Source organism: Exiguobacterium sibiricum 7-3, from assembly GCF_000620865.1.
Lineage (GTDB): Bacteria > Bacillota > Bacilli > Exiguobacteriales > Exiguobacteriaceae > Exiguobacterium_A > Exiguobacterium_A sibiricum_A.
On the sequence record NZ_KK211190.1, the window covers coordinates 2,181,623 to 2,200,639 of the forward strand.

Sequence of the window (19,017 nt, forward strand, 5' to 3'; positions counted from 1 at the left end):
TGCCACTCTTTGACCAGGAACACTCAAAAATGCCGTTCACACCTGCTTCATTTTCGGCTCGCACTATCCCGAAATCGCTTGACTGAACATCAGGTATTACTCCTTTTTCTCATCGTGTTCGTTTAGTTAGTTCTTCCGCACTTATTCTACCGAACGTACGTCGCATCTGTCAATCGTCTCCGAGATTCAGTAATTGATCGAGAACCCGTTTTGAACGAAGACGGAGACCGCTGTAGCGTTCCATGTAAGCATCCATGATTTGACGCAACAATCGTTTCGTTTCCGGCTTCACATCGACGGTGCCGATCCGGGAAAAGTCATAAACAGAAAAGACATATAGCATCTTGGCCACGGATTCCGTCAAATAAACAGCATGTTCATCTTCATGACGATGTCGTCTGCAAAGTAAACCCCCGTGATTCAAGGAAAAAGCGAATGGTGCTTCTGCACTGCCGCAAATCGTACAGCCGTTTAAGTGTGGTGCGATTCCCAAATGACGCAGTAATCGGAGTTCAACGATGAAGGATACAACATCTGGATCGAGCCCTTCGTCCATCGCTTCAAGACCATCGACAAACAAATCATACAGTGCCGGTTGCGGCACCCGTTCATCGAGCGCTTTGTCTGCCAATTCAAGAAGATACATCGCATAGGCCATCAAAAACACGTCTTGACGAATTTTCGAATATCCTGTGATGACGTCTGCTGATTTTAATTGACCGAGACCACGCGAACGTGGGTACACGTAAACGGCTCGGATAAATGGTTGGCTCGCCGCATTGAAACGGCTGCCGGGTTTTTTAGCACCACGGGCCATGACGGCGAGCTTGCCATATTCACGTGTCAACAGTGTAATGATTTTATTCGATTCACCATACACGACCGTCCGTAAGACAAGCCCTTCCGCCTTATCAATCATCGATTAATACTCGTCGTCTCGGAATCCGAGTTCACGCAATTGACCTGCTTTGTTCCGCCAGTCTTTTTGGACCTTCACCCACAGGTTGAGGTAGACTTTTGTTCCAAGCAGCATCTCGATGTCAGTTCGTGCTTCTGAACCGATTTCTTTTAACAGGGCACCACGTTTACCGATGATGATTCCTTTTTGTGAATCACGTTCGATCAAAATCGTTGCGTGAATATCGACCATGTTCCCGTCTTCGCGTGTCTTGATCTGATCAATGGCAACAGCAATCGAGTGTGGCACTTCGTCACGTGTCTTCTGCAGGACTTTCTCGCGAATCATTTCCGAGATAATGAATCGTTCCGGGTGATCGGTGATTTGATCTGCCGGATAGTACATCGGACCTTCCGGTAAAATTTTCGAGATTTCTTGTAGAAGTGGTTCGACATTATTCCCTTGAAGAGCAGAAATCGGAACGACTGCCGCGAAGTTCAATTCGTTTTGATACGATTCGATGATTGGCGGGATATCATTCGGATGAATCAAGTCGACCTTGTTCATGACAAGAATGATTGGTGTATCGAGATCTTTTAACTTCTCGATGATGAATTCGTCACCTTTCCCTTTTGGTTCGGTCACATTAATCATGAAGAGAATCGCATCCACTTCGCGTAACGCGTTTGTCGCGACTTTCATCATGAAATCTCCAAGTTTATGTTTCGGTTTATGAATCCCTGGTGTATCGATGAAAATCGTTTGCACGTCATCTGTCGTATAGACACCTTGAATCTTATTCCGTGTCGTTTGTGGTTTATCTGACATAATGGCGATTTTCTGTCCGATGACTCGGTTTAAGAATGTTGATTTCCCAACGTTTGGACGACCGATAATCGAAACGAACCCTGATTTAAATCCTTCTTTAAACATGAAGATCTCCCTTCGTGAATGCACCCGGTAAGAGCGCACCGACTGTCGTTTCCGTGACGTCACCCGTCAGGTTTGTCAAGTAGACCGGCATATCCGCGTCACACATTTCAAACAAAACTTGACGGCATTGTCCGCATGGTGCAACAGGTCCTTCTGTATCTGCTACGACAGCCATCGCTGCGTATTCACGTGCATCTTGTGCCCACGCCGAGAAGATAGCTGTCCGCTCAGCACAGTTGCAAAGACCATATGCCGCATTTTCGATATTACAGCCATGGAAAACCTGTCCGTCTTTCGTGAGCAGAGCTGCTCCGACTTGGAACTTCGAATATGGAACATACGCTTTTTCGCGCGCTAATTTAGCTTGTTCGAGTAATTGTTCTGTTTTCATGTCTATTTTCCCCTTTTAGGAACGGTATTGGCCAAAAAAAGGCCGGATTCTTATTGTACCAAATATGGAACGAAGATGCATAGTGCAATCGCAACCGATGTAAGCGCCAACACAAGAACAGCACCGCTCGCGATGTCTTTTGCTGCTTTTGCGAGTGGATGCCATTCTTCCGTAACGAGATCAACGGTCCGCTCAAAAGCGGTATTAAACATTTCCGCACTGAGGACAACACCAATCGTTAAACATAAAATCGCCCGTTCCATCCATGTCAGCGGTAAATATAAGGCAACTGCCAAGACGATGAGTCCAATCGTAAAATGAACTTTCATATGCCGTTCTTCCTTCATCGCCTGACGGATTCCGTTCATTGCATGGGTGAAGGGTAACCACCACGTCTTCACAATTTTCCTCGGTACAGTTCAAAGTGATGTAGGATTTCCTCCTGACGTTTTGTCATGATGTCTTCATCTGTTTTTTCGATATGATCGTATCCGAGCAGATGCAGGAAACCGTGAACAGCCAGGAAACCAAGCTCACGTTCGAAATGATTGCCGTATTCCGCTGCCTGTTCCCGGCAACGTTCGACCGAAATGATTAAATCACCGAGAACAACCGGTTCGTCTTCGAGTAATTCAAAATCAATTTCATCTTCTCCCAGTTCGTCCATCGCAAAGGAAATGACATCCGTCGCTTGATCTTTCCCACGCCATTCCCGGTTGATTTGCTGGATCTCATCATTCGTTACGAACGTGACAGATAATTCACTGTTCGATTCAATTTTTTCTTCCGTTGCGGTATACACTAAAATCGCTTCGACTAATTTCAGTTGCTCTTCCGTCAACAAGGTTCCTTCATCGGTCATGTAAATATTCATGTAAGCTCCTCTTTCTTTAATTCAGGATATTCAATCCGTTCATGGAATAATCCGGATAACGTATGGCAGGCACTTTCACCGACCCGGTAAATGTCACGTGTCGTCATTTCACATTCTGAGAATTGATCGTCAAGCAGTTTTTCACGAATGATTTTTTTAACCAGTTCTTGAATTCCAGTTTCCGTCGGGGACTTCATGGACCGAACCGCCGCCTCGATGGAATCGACAATCATGATGACCGCGGCTTCGCGTGTTTGTGGTTTCGGACCCGAATACCGGAAATCCGCTTCATTGATTTCACCCTGTTCCGTCGCTTTCACGTAAAAATAACGGAGTAACGACGTACCGTGATGTTCCCGGCAGATGTCGACGATGACACCCGGCAACTTTGCATCTTCCAACAATTCCACCCCGTCATCCGTATGGGCAAGAATCACTTTGGCGGATTCTTCTGGTGTCAGACGGTCGTGTGGATTGAGTCCATGTTGATTTTCAATGAAATAGAGCGGACGACGTGTTTTCCCTAAATCATGATAATACGCACCGACACGGGCGAGCAAACCATCGGCGCCGATTGCTTCACAAGCCGTCTCGGCAAGATTCGCGACCATCATACTATGATGATACGTTCCGGGAGCCTCGACCAATAGTTTTTTCAACAGTGGATGGGTCGGATTTAATAATTCCAAAAGGCGCGTCGGGGCTAAAATACCGAATGTCATCTCAAGGAACGGTAATAATCCAATCGCCAGGATGGCACTGAAGACACCGCTGGCAACGGCAAATCCCAGTAAAATCGACATCTCTTTTACTTCCAACTGACCACTGCGCATGAGTACGAAAGCGACGAAAACAGCTGCATTCGCTAAAGCAATCGTTAAACTGCTGATAAAAATCCGCCGGCGTGACAAGCTGGAGCGCAGGAAATAGGTCGCAACCAATCCGCCTACCAATAAGTAAATCGCAATATTAAAGCTGAAGTTCTGATTCGTGCTGTAGAAAAAAGTACCTGCTAACGCCATGAACAAGGTACTGGATAAAGCAATCCGCTCATTCAATAAATTGCGCAAGACTAACGCTGAAAATGCTGTTGGCGTGAGTAAATAAAGGGCTGGATTGATGTCGTCTGCCAAGAAAGCCATCCCGTATGTCACGACAAGCTGCAAAATAACAACTAGATACACCAAACTGAACAATTTTACTTTGCCCATCTTTGCATAACGTAAGTTGGACCGACTGATGAATCCGAACAACAACAATGTCATCAGCGCACTGACTATCAAGGTGCCGAACAAAGGTTTAAGCGATTGCCGGTCAGAAATCAGACCGACGAGTTGCAGTTGACGGTAGGCATCCTGGGAAATGACTTCTCCTCGTTTGACGATGACTTCCCCCTCAGAAATCAAGACCGGTTCCACCTTATCACTGGTCTGCTTACGCAACTGTTCTGTTTTCTCGGGATCATACACATAGTTCGTCACGATTAATTGATCCGTCAGCGTTTTTCCAACAGCCTTCATCGAAAACGATAAGGCGGATCGTTCAATATCGAGCCGTGCATTTTCACGCGCTTCCGCCAATTCACCGCCATCAGAGGAAATCCGTTGCCGCATCGCTTCCTCAATGGCCGTAATCACAACATCGCGTGTCGTCGTCCTCATCGCTGTAGACGATGTGGCAAGAAGCCGTAATTCATCGTCTTGCAGTAAATCTGCGGCTTCCGTTCCCCGAAGCCGCTGTTTGATCCGACCGATGTCTTCTGCTTCTTTGATACCCTTAAGACTTGCAAAAAGCTGCTCGACTTTATCGATCTGCTGTGCAGCATATTCCTGCTTAATCGTGTACTGACTATCAATCGCAGCTACTGTATTTTCTTTTAGCAATCGGGTTGCTTCCCGATCTTCTATCGTCAATGGCGATCGAATGTCTTCTTCTGCAATCGAAAATGGATCTGCTGACAAGGCTTCAGGCCGGACGCTGACATACATCATCGTTGAGACAACAACATAAAACGTCAATGTCAGCAGACTGATCCACATACCTACTCTGCGCATCCGTTCGTCTCCTTTCCACTTCAAGACTCACCTGTTGCGCTTTAATTGAGTTCTTGACTATAGGCATCAATGATTTTCCGAACAAGTGGATGCCGGACGACATCAGCCGAACTAAAGTGTTCGAAATGAATTCCGCGAACATTTCCAAGCAGATTCAAGGCTTCTTGTAGTCCGGACACTTTTCCACGTGGTAAATCGACTTGCGTCAAATCACCCGTGACAATCATCTTCGAGTGAAAGCCAAGACGTGTCAAAAACATTTTCATTTGTTCTCTTGTTGTATTTTGAGCTTCATCCAAAATGACGAAAGCGTGCTCAAGTGTCCGCCCCCGCATATAGGCGAGCGGTGCAATCTCAATGACACCCCGCTCTAATAAACGGGCTGTGTGCTCCACGCCAAGCACGTCATGTAACGCATCATACAGCGGCCGTAAATACGGATCGACTTTTTCTTTCAAATCGCCGGGTAAGAACCCCAGATTTTCTCCTGCTTCAACCGCAGGCCGTGTTAATACTAAACGTTTGACGTAACCTTCTTTTAAGGCTCTTGCTGCCATAACGACCGCAAGATACGTTTTCCCGGTCCCGGCCGGTCCGATTCCGAACGTCAAATCACACTTTTCGATTCCGCGAACGTAACGTGCTTGTCCGAGCGTTTTTGCCCGGAGCGGTTTCCCCTTATGATTCGTATGAATGACCGTATCGTATAATTCAAGTAATTCATCGACCCGGTCTTGTCGTGCCAGTTGAATCGCGCTTGTCGCATCACGTTCCGTCAAGACGGCTCCTCGATCGACCAGTTGCTTTAAGACACCGACAACCTGTTTTGCTAAAACAACAGATCGTTCTTCCTCCGCTTGTGCCAACAATTCATCACCACGATGCGTGAGTTGGACTTCAAGCTCCGCTTCCATCGTTTTTAGTACGGCATCGTTCGGTCCTACGAATGCTTGAATCTGTTCTGAATTCGAAAATACGAATGGGATTCTTTCATTGAATATCACGTTATGATTGGCCTCCTAATGATGGATAACAGTACGTCATCTCTACAAATCTATTCTAGTCCACTTTATCATTTCCGAAGAATAGATGGAAAGAAAAACCCATCCTCTATGCATGGTTTCCTCATTTTAACTACTTTCATGCGCAGACTTCCCCATCCGCTTGCTTTGCTTTACTTTTTTCCATCAAAAAAGGTTGATTCCCATTTACACGAGAACCAACCTTTTCTTAACGATGAGGGGACTTTGAAGTACGTTTTGAAACCGGTGGACCGAGGACTTCACTCCAGATCATCGCCTGGCGAATCTCTTCTTGTGTCGTCCGCATTCCTGTTTTCCGATCACGCCGTTTGCCGATTTCGTCACTGGAAATGCTTCCTGTGATTTTACCGAGGTTTGACTTCGATTGTTTTTGTGCTTTCACACGTTCCCGTTCATCCAACCGCTGTTGCAACTCGGTCCGTTGGTGCTTAACCGGTTGCGATGGCTTTGGCTGTTTCCGCTTGATCGGAGGCGGAACATCTCGATCTTCTGGAAGCCGTGTTTCCACTTGATCGACCATTTTCTTGACGTAGTCCCCAAACTCTTTTGAAGGAACCCGCGTCGTCGAGCTTGGCTTTTTCTGATCAGCCGCCTTTGAAATAACCGAAATCACACCAAAAGCAATCATCAGTCCGACCCAAATTAAGCTTTCCATCTAGATCATCCTTTTATTGTGTGTCGTTCGGCGATGATTGACCACCGATGGCTTGACGCATCTTCGTATCAGCCGTCACATTCAAGTAATTTGCGTAATCCATCACACTGAAATTACCATCACGCAATGCTTCTGCAATCGCAAGTGGGACTTCCGCTTCTGCCGCCACAACTTTGGCACGCATTTCTTCGACACGTGATTTCATCTCTTGTTCGCTCGCAATCGCCATCGCCCGACGTTCCTCCGCTTTCGCTTGAGCAATGTTTTTGTCAGCTTCCGCCTGATCCGTTTGAAGAACCGCACCAATGTTTTTACCGATATCGATGTCGGCAATATCAATCGAAAGGATTTCAAACGCTGTTCCTGAATCCAGACCTTTCGCAAGGACGGTCCGGGAAATCATTTCCGGATTTTCAAGAACTTCTTTTTGATCTTGACATGAACCAATCGTCGAGATGACCCCTTCACCAACACGGGCGATAACCGTTTCTTCACCCGCACCACCGACGAGGCGGTCGATGTTGGCACGTACCGTAATCCGCGCTTTTGCTTTAACTTCAATCCCGTTCATCGCGACACCGGCAATGAATGGCGTTTCGATGACTTTCGGGTTGACGGACATCTGGACGGCTTCAAGCACGTTCCGACCTGCTAAATCAATCGCTGCCGCCCGTTCGAAACTGAGTTCGATGTTCGCACGGTGCGCCGCAATCAGGGCATTGACGACACGGTCGACATTACCACCAGCAAGGAAGTGACTTTCCAGCTGGTTTGTATTGAGGTTGATTCCCGCTTTGACTGCCTTAATCAACGGATTAACGATTTTTGACGGTGTAACACGACGGAGTCGCATTCCGACTAATGTAAAGATGGAGACGCGAACTCCGGCGGCAAGCGAGCTGATCCACAGCGGAATTGGGACAAGTGTAAAGAAAATCGCGAGGAAAATAAGGACTCCTCCTGATATGAGTAGAACGGTCAATAGTTCGGGTGTCATGTGAGTGACTCCTCCTTCGTTTTTTGGACTCGAACGATGACTCGTCCGTGTGTGACTTCTTGCACGACGACTTGTTCACCGGCATTAATAAAATTCCCCTCCGTGACAGCATCGACTCGATTCCCATCAATCTCGATCGTTCCTGCCGGGCGAAGTTGTGTCAAACTGATCCCGATTTTCCCACGCAGTTGTTCTTTATCTTGATGAGAGAGGTATCCTTTTTCCGACGATGTGGAGTCTGTCAAAATCAAACCCCGCCATAATAACGATTGATTCGATTTGATCCGACGATAGGCCCAAAATCCGGCAGCAAGTGATAAAAAAACTGCCAATCCTACAGCAAGGCCGACTTGACCGACCGTAGCACCTGCCATAATCAAGCTAGCAAGAACTGCACCGATGCCAAGTACGCCGAATATACCGAATCCTGTCACGAATATTTCGACCAGCAACATGAGGACACCGATCATGAAGACCGCTAAAATCATCCCTAAACTAAAAGACATTACTTCGTTCACCCCTTTTTCATCAGAATCAGACGGCAACATGTTTCATCTTTCTGAACATAGCTCATTGTTACTCTTATTATATACGCTTTCATCTTAAAAAAGGTTTCATAATTTTTACCAAGTTTTGAATTTTCCGATTTTGTCGCACAAAAAAAGATGTCCCGGAGGACACCTTTCAAAACGGGTTAATGCAGTTGTTGTTTAACAAGGCGATTAATTAGAGCACCGTCCGCTTTACCCTTGAGTTGCGGCATGACGACACCCATTACTTTCCCCATATCAGAAGGAGCAGAGGCACCCGTCTGCGCAATAGCTGCGTTGACGATTTCCTGAACTTCTTCTTCCGAAAGTTGTTTTGGCATATAAGCTTCGAGCACGATTATCTCTGCTTGAATCTTCTCGACGAGGTCGTGACGATCAGCGCGTTCGAATTCTCGGAGGGAGTCGTTGCGCTGTTTCATCTCACGTGAGAGTATAGTTAGCTCTTCCTCATCAGTTAATTCTTGCTTACCGAGTTTAATCGCTTCATTTTGCAGGGACGACTTCACCATCCGAATCGTCGTAAGACGATCTTTCTCACGCGAACGCATGGCTTCCTTCATATCCACTGTCAAACGCTCTTGAAGACTCATGAGGATACACCCTCTCTTACGTTAGAACTTCTTACGCTTACGCGCAGCCTCCGATTTAAGCTTACGTTTTACACTTGGCTTTTCGTAGTGTTTACGTTTACGAACTTCAGCAAGCGTACCATCTTTTGAAACACCACGTTTGAAGCGACGAAGTGCGTCTTCAAGTGATTCATTTTTACGTACACGAGTTTCCACTAGTTTTCCCTCCCTCCGATATTACCGACTAAAGGAAACGTGTCAGACACGTCATACAACATTATAGTAGGAATATACAAAATGGTCAATAGTTGATTAACCGCTTTTGCCTGATTCCTGAGATGTTCCTTTTTGTTCTTTTCTATAGTCTCATGTTGCTCCCGTATTTACAACAGATTCATGATTATTCACTAAAAAAATCCGAAATAATTTGTAAGCGTTTTCGTAATATTTATGAAATGTTTTGTCAAAAGGGTGAACAATATGTCAAAATAGACACAGTTATCTGAAAAAGGAGTTGTTGTCAGTTATGAAAGAAGCCAAACGGATCATTTGGGGATTGATTCTCGGAATTATCCTCGGAATCATTCTCGCCATCTTGCCGGACAAATCAATCTATGAAGGATTGAATAAGTATGCACTCCAACCGATCGGGACGATCTTCCTGAACCTGATCAAGATGCTTGTCGTACCAATCGTCTTCTTCTCGATTTCCCTTGGTGTCATGGGACTTGGAAATCCAAAAGAACTGGGCCGTGTCGGCGGAAAAGCGATTACGTATTTCATGACGACGACCGCTGTCGCCATCGTCATCGCCCTTGGTCTATCGCTGTTGATTAAACCTGGAACATTCGGTAGTTTTGCGACAGACAACTTGAAGTATGATCAAGGCAATTTACCGGATACAAGTTTAATTAATACGATCGTCGGAATGTTTCCGACAAATCCGATTGCTTCGATGGCAGAAGGTAATATGCTGCAACTAATTGTCTTCAGTGTCTTTATCGGTTTCGGTATTACGTTCCTTGGCAACAAAGCATCGACGTTACGTTCATTCATCGAGCAAGGAAATGATTTGATGACGTATTTGATTGGTCTTGTCATGAAGATGGCCCCGCTCGGCGCATTTGCATTGATTGCTTCCGCCGTCGGTGCACAAGGATTTGCTTCGCTCAAAGCCATGTTCTTTTACATGATGGTCGTGGTGCTTTCTCTAATCATTCATTCGTTGTTGACGTACGGATCAACCGTTTCACTGCTCGGAAAAATGAATCCGTTCTTCTTCTTTAAAAAGTTTGCTCCGGTCATGCTGTTCGCCTTCTCGACTTCATCGTCGAACGCGACATTACCGGTCGCCATGCAGACAGCGCAGCGTGAACTGAAAGTCCCGCGCTCGGTATCCAGCTTTGTCCAACCGCTCGGAGCAACGATCAACATGGATGGAACGGCGATCATGCAAGGGGTCGCGACGGTCTTTATCGCTCAGGTGTATGATATCAACTTGTCACCGGCACAACTGGCAACCGTCGTCCTGACTGCCGTTCTCGCGTCTGTCGGAACAGCCGGCGTACCGGGTGTCGGTCTCGTCATGCTGACGATGGTTCTCCAGTCCGTCAATCTGCCTGTCGAAGGGATTGCCTTGATCATCGGTGTCGACCGTCTGCTTGATATGATGCGGACAGCCGTCAATATCACAGGTGACGCCGCTTGTGCCGTTATCGTCGCAAAATCAGAAGAAGGTAACCTGAACGAAGAAGAGGAAGAAGACGAGCGTTACGCTTAACTTTCCTTAGATGAAAAACGCGCTCCCCCCGTGAGTCATTCACAGGGGCGGCGCGTTTTTGAGTTGATTATTTTTTTAGGACGTACGAGCTGAGCGGATCAACCGTCACGTTGCCTGATACTTTCTTCAGTGTTTTCGTTCCGGCGGTTTTACCATCGACGATCACATTCCATGTTCCTTTTGGTAACGTCATCTTGACGGCTTGACGTTTCGCATTGTGAACGACATAAAGATCTGTTTTTTGCTGAGGCGCATCATCTGATAATTGATACGCTACAACCTGCTCTGGTGACGATGTGAACGTCAGGTAGCGGCGGATGTCTTTTGCTGTTCCTAAATGAAGAGCAGGATTCGCTTTCCGGACTTGAATCAGACCTTTCATATAGTCGACATCAGTTTGACGGTCCATTTTACGTTTCCAGTCGAGTTGGTTGACGGAATCAGGTGATTTGTACGAGTTATGGTCGCCACCTTTTGTCCGCATGAAATCTTGACCGGCATGGATAAATGTTGTTCCTTGTGACGTCAGCAGAATACTTGACGCCAAACGGTGCATTTTTGTTTTCGTCACATCGGTATCTGTCGGATTCGTTAAGTTCAACTTGTCCCACAATGTGTGGTTATCGTGAGCTTCGACATACGTGATGGCTTGATTCGGCTCTGCTGCGAATCCAGTGATGTCTTTGCTGTACGCAATCTCACCGACGATTCCGCGTTTGATGCGTGTTTCAAGACCCGTTTTACCGTTGATGAAACCGGCATCCGTGTCTTCAAAGACACTTCCTTTAAGCGCATCACGCAAGTTATCGTTGAAATGAGCAATTCCCGGCATCTGTTTTGCATTCGTCTGGTTGGCTTTGTCTGCTTCCGGAAGTGGTGTTCCGAGACTCCAGCCTTCCCCGAAGACAAGAATTGATGGATCGATTTTAGTTGTCGTTTTTTTGACGGCATTCATCGTCTTGACGTCATGAATCCCCATCAAATCAAAGCGGAAACCGTCCCAACGGTATTCTTTTGCCCAGTAGGCGACAGAATCAACAATCAATTTATGCATCATTTTCCGTTCAGAGGCGGTATCGTTTCCGACACCTGTTCCGTTGGCGAGATCTCCGTCTTCAGTGTAACGGTAGTAGTAACCTGGAACGATTTTATCGAGATTCGATGCTTTGGCGTCAAACATATGATTGTAGACGACATCCATGACGGCGCGGAGCCCGTTATCGTGCAAACCTTGAATCATTTGTTTCATTTCTTTAATCCGGACTTTTGGATCGTACGGATTAGTCGCGTAAGAGCCTTCCGGTGCATTGTAGTTTTTCGGATCATAGCCCCAATTGTATGTTTTTAACGGATTTGTCTCGTCGACAGAAGCCGTATTAAAATCGTAGACCGGAATGAACTGGACATGCGTGATGCCAAGTTCTTTCAAATGATCGAGTCCTGTTTTCGTTTTTGTTTTTTTACCGTCTTTCAATAAACGTGTCCCCGGCTCGACAACACCGAGATACTTCCCTTTTTGCTTGATCCCTGAATCGTATGTGTTTCCTGTGACATCAAACATCGACAAGTCACGGACGTGTGTTTCATAAATGATGGCATCCGTTGCTTGTTTCAGCGGCATTTTTGTTTTCGTCCAACGTTTTGGGTTCGTCTCCTTTAAATCGACGATGACCCCTTGATCTCCGTTGACGGCTACAGCTGTCGCATATGGATCAACGGCGCGCGTTGTTTCTTTGGCATGTTTGACTTCATATGTGTATCCTGTTCCGTCAAGGTCGCCTTTAATCGTGACATTAAAGACACCACGGTCGCCACGGATCATCTTCACTTCACGGACGATATCCTTTGTTGTGGCTGCTTGTTTTTTCGGCAGTTTATAAAGTTCCAGTTCAACGGCTTGCGCAGTCGGTGCCCAGACGCGGAACGTCGTTTTCCCTTTTTGATAGGATGTGCCGAGTTTTCCATCGTACGCATATTTTTTGTCAAAGGCATCTGAACGCAATACTTTTCCTGCTTCTAGAACCCCTTCCCCGAACACCGGGTGTGCGACCGTAATGACATCTGCTAAATCAATGTCCGTTGTGACCGTCACTTTTAACGTCTTCGCATCCACTTGTGTGACAAGCGGATTGACAAGACCTTTGAATGTCAGCGTTTTTAAATCTTCTGCCGTAATTGGCGAGTTCGTTTTCAACGTCATCGTCTTAAAATCATCTGCTAAGAAACTTGTGAATTTCGGCGTCCGATCAATATCAGGTTGGCTGTAATAAACCGTTTGATCGCCTTCAATCAGCCAAATATCCTTCGCTCCCGCATAATAGAAACGGTCAGCCCCGTCTTTTTCAGACCATCCTTCGATATGAGGAATGATTCCAACAAGACGTTCCTTCGTCATATTCGTCAGTGTGACGTTTGCCACAGCGCCAAATGCGTCTTGACCGTCAAATTCAAACCGTTTTCCGTCCTGAGCGTTCGGCCATGCCCACACCCCGTACTTCTCGTAGTCATTGTCATAACGGTAATAATGAATGTTCGTGTTGACGGACTCGACGTCACTGCCGCCCGTCGGATTAACCGGTGAAACTTCTTTACTGCCCGATTCAATCCATACTTCCGCAACGCCGTCTTTGATCATGTCTTTTGTGATAAAGCGGTCGCTTTCCGAACCGGCATCTTTGTTCCAGGAATCATCGCGGACGATAAAACCGATTTTCTCCGGTTGATCAACCGGAAATTCGTAAGCGGCAATTTTTCCGTAAGCATCTTGTCCGTTAAAGGCATGTGCCTTATTCGGGAAGTAATCTGGTCCATTTGCCCATAACCAAAGGTTCCATTCTTTTGGTGCTGTTTTATCTTCTTTGTAGTGAATGATGACGAGTGTCGATTTTCCTTTTTCCAGTGCCAAACCGTTTACCGGAAATAAACTAAAGATCAGTGCAAACGTTAGCACAACTGCACAGACTGATTTCCATCGATTCATGTCGTATCCTCCTTGGATTTATGTAATCGTTTTCATTTCCATTCTCCATTCGTTCGACTTATCTGTCAAAGCTTATTTTAGTTCGCTAAAGAAAATAAGACTTTTGGACCAACAGGGACGAATGACCACTAAAAAAAGAGGATGACTTCTCAGTCATCCTCTTACATACTCATTTTGATTGACGATCCGTCACTTCATTGATTGCCTGCTTCGTGACTTGCATCGAGTGATCCGAAGCAAAAAAGTACCAGACACCGTCACTTGCGATATATCCTTCGCCTTCGAGTTTTAACGGTTTTAAACGCTCGAATCCTGTCTGATTTTCTTGTGCGAGTTGGGATGCTTCGGAAAACGTGATATTTGTACTAAAGTTGTTTTTCAAGACCCGACTGACTTCTTCTAAGTTTGTCAAAATATCGGGTCCGGCAAGCTTCATACCAACAGCTTCGAGTACCTGCCGTTGACGGATTTGCCGCCCCATGTCGCCAAGCGGATCTTGTTTCCGCATACGTGCATAACCGCTCGCCTCGAGTCCGGTCAGTTTGATCTTTCCTTCGGCATAGTTTTTTTGTAAACGCCGGTCGTTCCAACTAAAAGCGGACGGATTATCAACGGTCACTCCACCAACGGCATCCACCAGCTCAATCAGACCTTCCATATTGATTTTGGCATAATACGGAATCTTGACATCGAATGTCTGTTCGACGGTCTCAATCGTCTCTTCCACCCCACCATAGGCATAGGTATGATTGATTTTGGTCTTTGCACCATCTGCAAGTGTCACCTGCATATCACGCGGAATTGACAGTGAGGTCGCTTTTTGTGTTTTCGGGTTAAACGACAATAACATGATGGCATCTGCCCGCCCCGGGTCGTTTTTTCGTTCATCAACACCAATCAATAAGACATTGACCGGTTGCATCACTTCAAGCGGGAGCTTTTTTTGCCCTTTTAGCGGAGTAATGAAACCGTCCGCCGTATGCTGTAATTTTAAAAAAGCATACCCGGTCGTAGCGCTGACAATCAAGATGCATGCTAATAACAATGCACTGATTACGCGCCACCCGATCCAAGGTCGCCTCTTTCGCAAACGTGATTTCACAGCGGTACCTCCTATAATTTCTGCTGATACGTCTTCATTAATCCGGCGATATTCGCATTGTGTAAAAAGACGATGGCATCAACGTTTTTTTGCTTCGCAAATTCAGAGGCATCAAAATCTTTGTTGACATAGCGGATATCGACGACCTCAAGATTGGCACTGTTCGCGAGAAACGGAAGGACGGGATTCGCAAACGAGTCTTTGAGGACAAGCAGCTTTGGTCCTTTCGTCTTCGATGACATTGATAAAATGCCATGGTTACCACGCATGAACACTTCATAACGATCAGCATAATCCCCCTCTTCTTTAATGAATTGCTCATCAATCAGCGGTTGACCACATACGTTGTCGTAACAGACATCAATGCCGTTAAATTGATTGGCATCGTAGTATTCAATCTTGTCTCCTGCACTCGCATACGCAAGCGTTGTCTTACGGGCGAGTGAACCAAAATACGGATGTTCCGATGACCGTTTTGCCTGAGGATCCATTGCGACTTTTTTTAAGGTCGGCTCTGTTTTTCCAACCGTGCGAATGATCTCGTCATACGCTTGATAGGCACCATCTATGTTCCAGTGATGGTCTGTCTTAAAGTAATCCGTCAGCTTTAACGTATCAAGGGGAATCGATGTAATTCCTGCTTTCATAAAGCCGGCTTGCATCGTCTTGTACCGTTGCTCAGCGTTTGAGGCGACATAGTCCGGAATGATTCCATCCCGTTCCGCAATAACGGTCTTGGATGGTGCAAGTGCGAAGTAGACCGGCCGATCAACATCTTTCGTGAACTGTTGAAAAGCACTCGGAATGACCGGTTGTGCCGCTTGACTCGGTTCAATCATATAGCCGTTTTTAGCAGTGTAGATCCCATTTCGAAACGGCTGTTGAAAAAGATTTTTCGATAGACGTGCCTGCATTTCAACGAGAGTACCACGTAACAACAACTGATCCGCAAAATAGCTTTCCATCTTCAGCATATCCTCACCGGAAGCCACTCCTTGCATAGTCGGTTGAACGGATTGTGCAAGTGTTCGATTTTCAAGTTGGGAACTGACACGGTCGTCGCGAAGAATCGTTCCAATTCCGATCGTCAGCAAAATGACAAAAAAACTGATGATCGTCAGCCACATCATCTTTTTCTCAAATGTAGTTCCCGGTTGTGGCTGTTTCTGATTCTTTTCAATAGGTTGCGCCACTGGTGTTCCTCCTCTCTAAAAACGGAAATAAATGAAGGGATTGAATGTACTTGCAACCAGCGCAGATGTCGCGAGGAACAACAAAACCATCGCATACCCATATTGCAACGTCTGTCCGATTTTGCCCGATGACTGGACAAATCGTTCTCCAATCCATTTTGGAATTGGTGTTGCGGCAAGACATGCAAGTGCTAAGATGACACCGTTTTGGACAAGTTGATAACTCGCACGGTCATCCCAAAGTACGTCCGGCATAAACATTGCTTGAATATACGTGATGGCTTCCGGGAACGTTTCCGATCTGAAAAAGACCCAACCGACCAGAACCAATACGAGTGTCCAGACCGTTGCCAGTACCGGGACTCGCGCCAATAATTTCCCGAGAAATGCTTTTTCAAGCATGATCCAAATCCCGTAATAGACGCCCCAGGCAACGAACGTCCAGCTCGCTCCATGCCAAAGTCCGGTCAACATCCAGACGATTCCAAGGTTCCGGTATTGTCTCCAGGGTGAAACCCGGTTCCCTCCAAGCGGAATGTAGACATAATCCCGAAACCATGACCCAAGTGAAATGTGCCAGCGACGCCAAAATTCAGACACTGATTTCGAAATGTACGGATAGTTGAAGTTTTCAAGAAAATGAAAGCCGAACATTAACGCAAGTCCGATTGCCATGTCACTGTATCCGGAAAAATCAAAATAGATCTGCAGGGCGTAAGCAATGATCCCAATCCATGCGAGCCCCATTGATAAATCCTTCATGTCAAAAATGGCATCTGCTACTTGACCGCAGCCATTTGCTAAAATCAACTTTTTTGATAATCCGATGATGAATCGGCGGACCCCTTTCGAGAAGTCCGACACGGTTTCTTGACGGGATTCAATCTGACTCGCAATCGTGTTGTAGCGGACGATCGGTCCTGCGACCAGTTGCGGGAAAAAGGCGATATACAATGCTAAATCAAGCGGATTTTTTTGCACGGCTTCCTTTTCCTTGTAAATATCGATGACATAACTCATCGCGTGAAATGTATAGAAGGAAATTCCGAGCGGTAAAACGATTTCCGGAACAAAAAAATCGGCATGAAACGTCTTATTGACAGACTGAACAAAAAAACCGCTGTACTTGAACCAGCCCAGTAATCCTAAATTGACAGCAATCATGCTGAACATGATCCACTTCACACCGATACGGTGACGGTAGACGTCTACGAATAATGCAAAGAAATAATTGATGCCGACACTTAACAGCATCAATAATGCAAATCGCGGTTCACCAAACGCATAAAAGAAAAGGCTTGCTACGAGGAGCCAGCCATTTCGAAAGCTTCTCGGCAAAAGATAATAGACAATCAGTACCGTCGGCAGAAATAAAAATAGAAAAATCGTTGAACTAAATAACATGATAGGATTCCTCCTGTTTGAGCGGAACAAGCCGATTGATGTGTAACATCATCAACCGGACCCGCATGTCCCCTTCAAGTAAAAATTTGAATGCGATTTTGAAATAGTCCGCTCCTTTAACTCGATTCAGTTGAAAGGCACATGTAGTCGGACCGTCCACCGTCAACCACTCCGTTTCGGAATGCATCCGTTTTTTTTGTCCGTACTGCATCTTAAAGATTTGAATATCACACGGTTCGGTTGTTTCTAATTCACAAGTAAGTGTGATTGTCTCCGCTTGTTCAAAGGAAGCGTCTGACCGATACAATTTTGACGGAGGATACTGAAATCCTTGATCAAACAATTGGATGTACAATTTATCTGTCGGATCAGCTTCTTGAAAATCAAACCAGACCTCTTTTCCATCTTCTTCGAGTAAAATCTTTTCCCGGTTGCCTTGCGGGAAAAATTGATAACTCGCCAGTTCAAGTGGTCGTGAACTCATACCGGTACCTCACTTAAAATGGCATCGACAATCCGCTCGGCCGCATGCCCGTCTCCATAGGGATTCGCAGCTTGTGCCATCGCTTCGTACGCAATCGGATCTGTCAGCAATTGATGACCGGCTGTATAAATACGTTCTGGATCTGTTCCGACGAGCTTCAATGTACCGGCTTCCACACCTTCCGGACGTTCCGTCGTCTCACGTAATACGAGAACCGGAACACCTAACGAAGGGGCTTCTTCTTGAATGCCACCAGAATCGGTCAAGATCAACGTCGCCCGGGCTGCCAGGTTATGAAAATCGAATACATCGAGTGGCTCAATCAATTGAATGCGCGGATGATTCTTCAATTGTTCGGCCGCTTCAAGTACAACCGGATTCGGATGGACCGGATAGATGATTTCGATATCCGGATGACTGTCTGCCAATCGTTCAATCGCATCAAAAATCTGTGGTAATTGCAGATGATTTTCCCGGCGGTGAACGGTCAACAGAATCAGCTTACGGCCACTTGCTGCAAGACTTTTCAAAACGGGATGCGTGTAATCAGCAGAAACCGTTGTTTTTAAAGCGTCGATGACCGTATTTCCTGTCACGATGATCGGACTTTGTTTGTTTTCCAAGCGTAAATTTTCCGCTGCCTGATCCGTCGGAGCAAAATGGTAATCAGCGAGTACACCTGTCAATTGACGATTCATCTCTTCCGGGAATGGGGCATACTTCTGATACGTCCGTAAACCGGCTTCGACATGCCCAACCGGAATCTGTTGGTAAAAAGCGGCCAGCGAGGCGGCGAATGTCGTTGTCGTATCCCCATGGACCAACACCAAATCCGGTTGCTCTTTTTCCAGGACACGGCGCATCGCATTTAAAATTCGTGCTGTCATCTCTTCGAGTGTCTGGCGTGGACGCATCAAATCTAAATCATGATCCGGAACGATTTGGAACAGTTCAAGGACTTGATCCAGCATCTCCCGGTGTTGTGCCGTCACGACGACAATCGGTTCGACTCCTTCTCGTTTCTCCAATGCTTTGACGACAGGTGCCATCTTGATTGCTTCCGGTCTCGTTCCGAACACTAACATGACTCGTTTCATTCGTTCCATCCC

The 19,017-nt window shown here is 46.2% G+C and carries 19 protein-coding genes; 1 reads left to right on the plus strand and 18 read right to left on the minus strand.

Annotation, left to right across the window (positions count from 1 at the left end; genetic code table 11):
* Positions 1 to 169 precede the first annotated feature (169 nt).
* The 12 genes from recO to rpsU all read right to left on the minus strand — a co-directional run bounded on the left by recO (position 170) and on the right by rpsU (position 9,181).
* Positions 170 to 919 carry a DNA repair protein RecO gene (gene recO / locus P402_RS0112360; RefSeq protein ID WP_026828980.1) on the minus strand — a complete coding sequence of 250 codons (750 nt, stop codon included), beginning with the start codon at positions 917 to 919 and terminating at the stop codon, positions 170 to 172.
* 3 nt (positions 920 to 922) lie between these two features.
* Complete coding sequence (gene era / locus P402_RS0112365) at positions 923 to 1,831, minus strand: GTPase Era (RefSeq protein ID WP_012369729.1); 909 nt, start codon at positions 1,829 to 1,831, stop codon at positions 923 to 925.
* Positions 1,824 to 2,222, minus strand: coding sequence for a cytidine deaminase (locus tag P402_RS0112370; protein ID WP_014969809.1), 399 nt, complete (start codon positions 2,220 to 2,222; stop codon positions 1,824 to 1,826). The genes era and P402_RS0112370 overlap by 8 nt, the downstream gene beginning before the upstream one ends.
* A gap of 50 nt (positions 2,223 to 2,272) precedes the next feature.
* Entirely contained in the window at positions 2,273 to 2,590 is a 318-nt protein-coding gene (locus tag P402_RS0112375; RefSeq protein WP_440287195.1) for a diacylglycerol kinase family protein, read from the minus strand.
* A gap of 29 nt (positions 2,591 to 2,619) precedes the next feature.
* Positions 2,620 to 3,096 (minus strand): rRNA maturation RNase YbeY, encoded by a 477-nt coding sequence (gene ybeY, locus P402_RS0112380; RefSeq protein WP_026828982.1) that lies wholly within the window; start codon positions 3,094 to 3,096, stop codon positions 2,620 to 2,622.
* Positions 3,093 to 5,150 (minus strand): HD family phosphohydrolase, encoded by a 2,058-nt coding sequence (locus tag P402_RS0112385; protein ID WP_026828983.1) that lies wholly within the window; start codon positions 5,148 to 5,150, stop codon positions 3,093 to 3,095. Before P402_RS0112385 ends, ybeY begins: the two co-directional genes overlap by 4 nt.
* Positions 5,151 to 5,191: 41 nt before the next feature.
* Positions 5,192 to 6,154 (minus strand): PhoH family protein, encoded by a 963-nt coding sequence (locus P402_RS0112390; protein WP_034769977.1) that lies wholly within the window; start codon positions 6,152 to 6,154, stop codon positions 5,192 to 5,194.
* Positions 6,155 to 6,380: 226 nt separating this feature from the next.
* Entirely contained in the window at positions 6,381 to 6,848 is a 468-nt protein-coding gene (locus tag P402_RS0112395) for a hypothetical protein (protein WP_026828985.1), read from the minus strand.
* Positions 6,849 to 6,861: 13 nt separating this feature from the next.
* Positions 6,862 to 7,845, minus strand: a complete 984-nt coding sequence (gene floA / locus P402_RS0112400; RefSeq protein WP_026828986.1) for a flotillin-like protein FloA — start codon at positions 7,843 to 7,845, stop codon at positions 6,862 to 6,864.
* Complete coding sequence (locus P402_RS0112405) at positions 7,842 to 8,351, minus strand: NfeD family protein (protein ID WP_034770302.1); 510 nt, start codon at positions 8,349 to 8,351, stop codon at positions 7,842 to 7,844. Before P402_RS0112405 ends, floA begins: the two co-directional genes overlap by 4 nt.
* Positions 8,352 to 8,539: 188 nt before the next feature.
* Entirely contained in the window at positions 8,540 to 8,986 is a 447-nt protein-coding gene (locus P402_RS0112410; RefSeq protein WP_026828988.1) for a GatB/YqeY domain-containing protein, read from the minus strand.
* Between the two features lie 21 nt (positions 8,987 to 9,007).
* On the minus strand, positions 9,008 to 9,181 hold the full coding sequence (gene rpsU / locus P402_RS0112415) for a 30S ribosomal protein S21 (RefSeq protein ID WP_012369719.1): 174 nt from the start codon (positions 9,179 to 9,181) through the stop codon (positions 9,008 to 9,010).
* A 310-nt stretch (positions 9,182 to 9,491) separates the two neighbouring features.
* On the opposite strand from rpsU, the gene P402_RS0112420 reads away from it, so the two are divergent.
* A complete protein-coding gene (locus P402_RS0112420; protein WP_026828989.1) occupies positions 9,492 to 10,745 on the plus strand; it encodes a dicarboxylate/amino acid:cation symporter in 1,254 nt (417 codons plus the stop codon).
* Between the two features lie 67 nt (positions 10,746 to 10,812).
* On the opposite strand, the gene pulA is transcribed toward P402_RS0112420, so the two are convergent.
* From pulA to wecB, 6 genes are all read right to left on the minus strand, one after another.
* On the minus strand, positions 10,813 to 13,725 hold the full coding sequence (gene pulA, locus P402_RS0112425; protein ID WP_026828990.1) for a type I pullulanase: 2,913 nt from the start codon (positions 13,723 to 13,725) through the stop codon (positions 10,813 to 10,815).
* A 169-nt stretch (positions 13,726 to 13,894) separates the two neighbouring features.
* Positions 13,895 to 14,827, minus strand: coding sequence for an LCP family protein (locus P402_RS0112430; protein ID WP_026828991.1), 933 nt, complete (start codon positions 14,825 to 14,827; stop codon positions 13,895 to 13,897).
* Between the two features lie 11 nt (positions 14,828 to 14,838).
* Positions 14,839 to 16,020: a DHHW family protein gene (locus tag P402_RS0112435; protein ID WP_026828992.1), complete on the minus strand. Its 1,182-nt coding sequence runs from the start codon at positions 16,018 to 16,020 to the stop codon at positions 14,839 to 14,841.
* Between the two features lie 15 nt (positions 16,021 to 16,035).
* Positions 16,036 to 17,424, minus strand: a complete 1,389-nt coding sequence (locus tag P402_RS0112440) for an MBOAT family O-acyltransferase (RefSeq protein ID WP_026828993.1) — start codon at positions 17,422 to 17,424, stop codon at positions 16,036 to 16,038.
* The gene (locus tag P402_RS0112445) at positions 17,414 to 17,908 is read right to left on the minus strand and encodes a hypothetical protein (protein WP_026828994.1); all 495 of its coding nucleotides are present in this window, start codon (positions 17,906 to 17,908) and stop codon (positions 17,414 to 17,416) included. Before P402_RS0112445 ends, P402_RS0112440 begins: the two co-directional genes overlap by 11 nt.
* The gene (wecB, locus tag P402_RS0112450) at positions 17,905 to 19,014 is read right to left on the minus strand and encodes a non-hydrolyzing UDP-N-acetylglucosamine 2-epimerase (RefSeq protein WP_026828995.1); all 1,110 of its coding nucleotides are present in this window, start codon (positions 19,012 to 19,014) and stop codon (positions 17,905 to 17,907) included. The genes P402_RS0112445 and wecB overlap by 4 nt, the downstream gene beginning before the upstream one ends.
* Positions 19,015 to 19,017: the final 3 nt, after the last annotated feature.

What these genes read in the sequence shown, in the direction of transcription:
- P402_RS0112385 (WP_026828983.1), bottom strand. Translation starts at nt 5,150, where the DNA reads ATGCGCAGAGTAGGTATGTGGATCAGTCTGCTGACATTGACGTTTTAT.
- P402_RS0112445 (WP_026828994.1), bottom strand. Translation starts at nt 17,908, where the DNA reads ATGAGTTCACGACCACTTGAACTGGCGAGTTATCAATTTTTCCCGCAA.
- ybeY (WP_026828982.1), bottom strand. Translation starts at nt 3,096, where the DNA reads ATGAATATTTACATGACCGATGAAGGAACCTTGTTGACGGAAGAGCAA.
- P402_RS0112440 (WP_026828993.1), bottom strand. Translation starts at nt 17,424, where the DNA reads ATGTTATTTAGTTCAACGATTTTTCTATTTTTATTTCTGCCGACGGTA.
- P402_RS0112410 (WP_026828988.1), bottom strand. Translation starts at nt 8,986, where the DNA reads ATGAGTCTTCAAGAGCGTTTGACAGTGGATATGAAGGAAGCCATGCGT.
- P402_RS0112375 (WP_440287195.1), bottom strand. Translation starts at nt 2,590, where the DNA reads ATGAACGGAATCCGTCAGGCGATGAAGGAAGAACGGCATATGAAAGTT.
- pulA (WP_026828990.1), bottom strand. Translation starts at nt 13,725, where the DNA reads ATGAATCGATGGAAATCAGTCTGTGCAGTTGTGCTAACGTTTGCACTG.
- era (WP_012369729.1), bottom strand. Translation starts at nt 1,831, where the DNA reads ATGTTTAAAGAAGGATTTAAATCAGGGTTCGTTTCGATTATCGGTCGT.
- P402_RS0112420 (WP_026828989.1), top strand. Translation starts at nt 9,492, where the DNA reads ATGAAAGAAGCCAAACGGATCATTTGGGGATTGATTCTCGGAATTATC.
- wecB (WP_026828995.1), bottom strand. Translation starts at nt 19,014, where the DNA reads ATGGAACGAATGAAACGAGTCATGTTAGTGTTCGGAACGAGACCGGAA.
- P402_RS0112370 (WP_014969809.1), bottom strand. Translation starts at nt 2,222, where the DNA reads ATGAAAACAGAACAATTACTCGAACAAGCTAAATTAGCGCGCGAAAAA.
- P402_RS0112405 (WP_034770302.1), bottom strand. Translation starts at nt 8,351, where the DNA reads ATGTCTTTTAGTTTAGGGATGATTTTAGCGGTCTTCATGATCGGTGTC.
- recO (WP_026828980.1), bottom strand. Translation starts at nt 919, where the DNA reads ATGATTGATAAGGCGGAAGGGCTTGTCTTACGGACGGTCGTGTATGGT.
- P402_RS0112395 (WP_026828985.1), bottom strand. Translation starts at nt 6,848, where the DNA reads ATGGAAAGCTTAATTTGGGTCGGACTGATGATTGCTTTTGGTGTGATT.
- floA (WP_026828986.1), bottom strand. Translation starts at nt 7,845, where the DNA reads ATGACACCCGAACTATTGACCGTTCTACTCATATCAGGAGGAGTCCTT.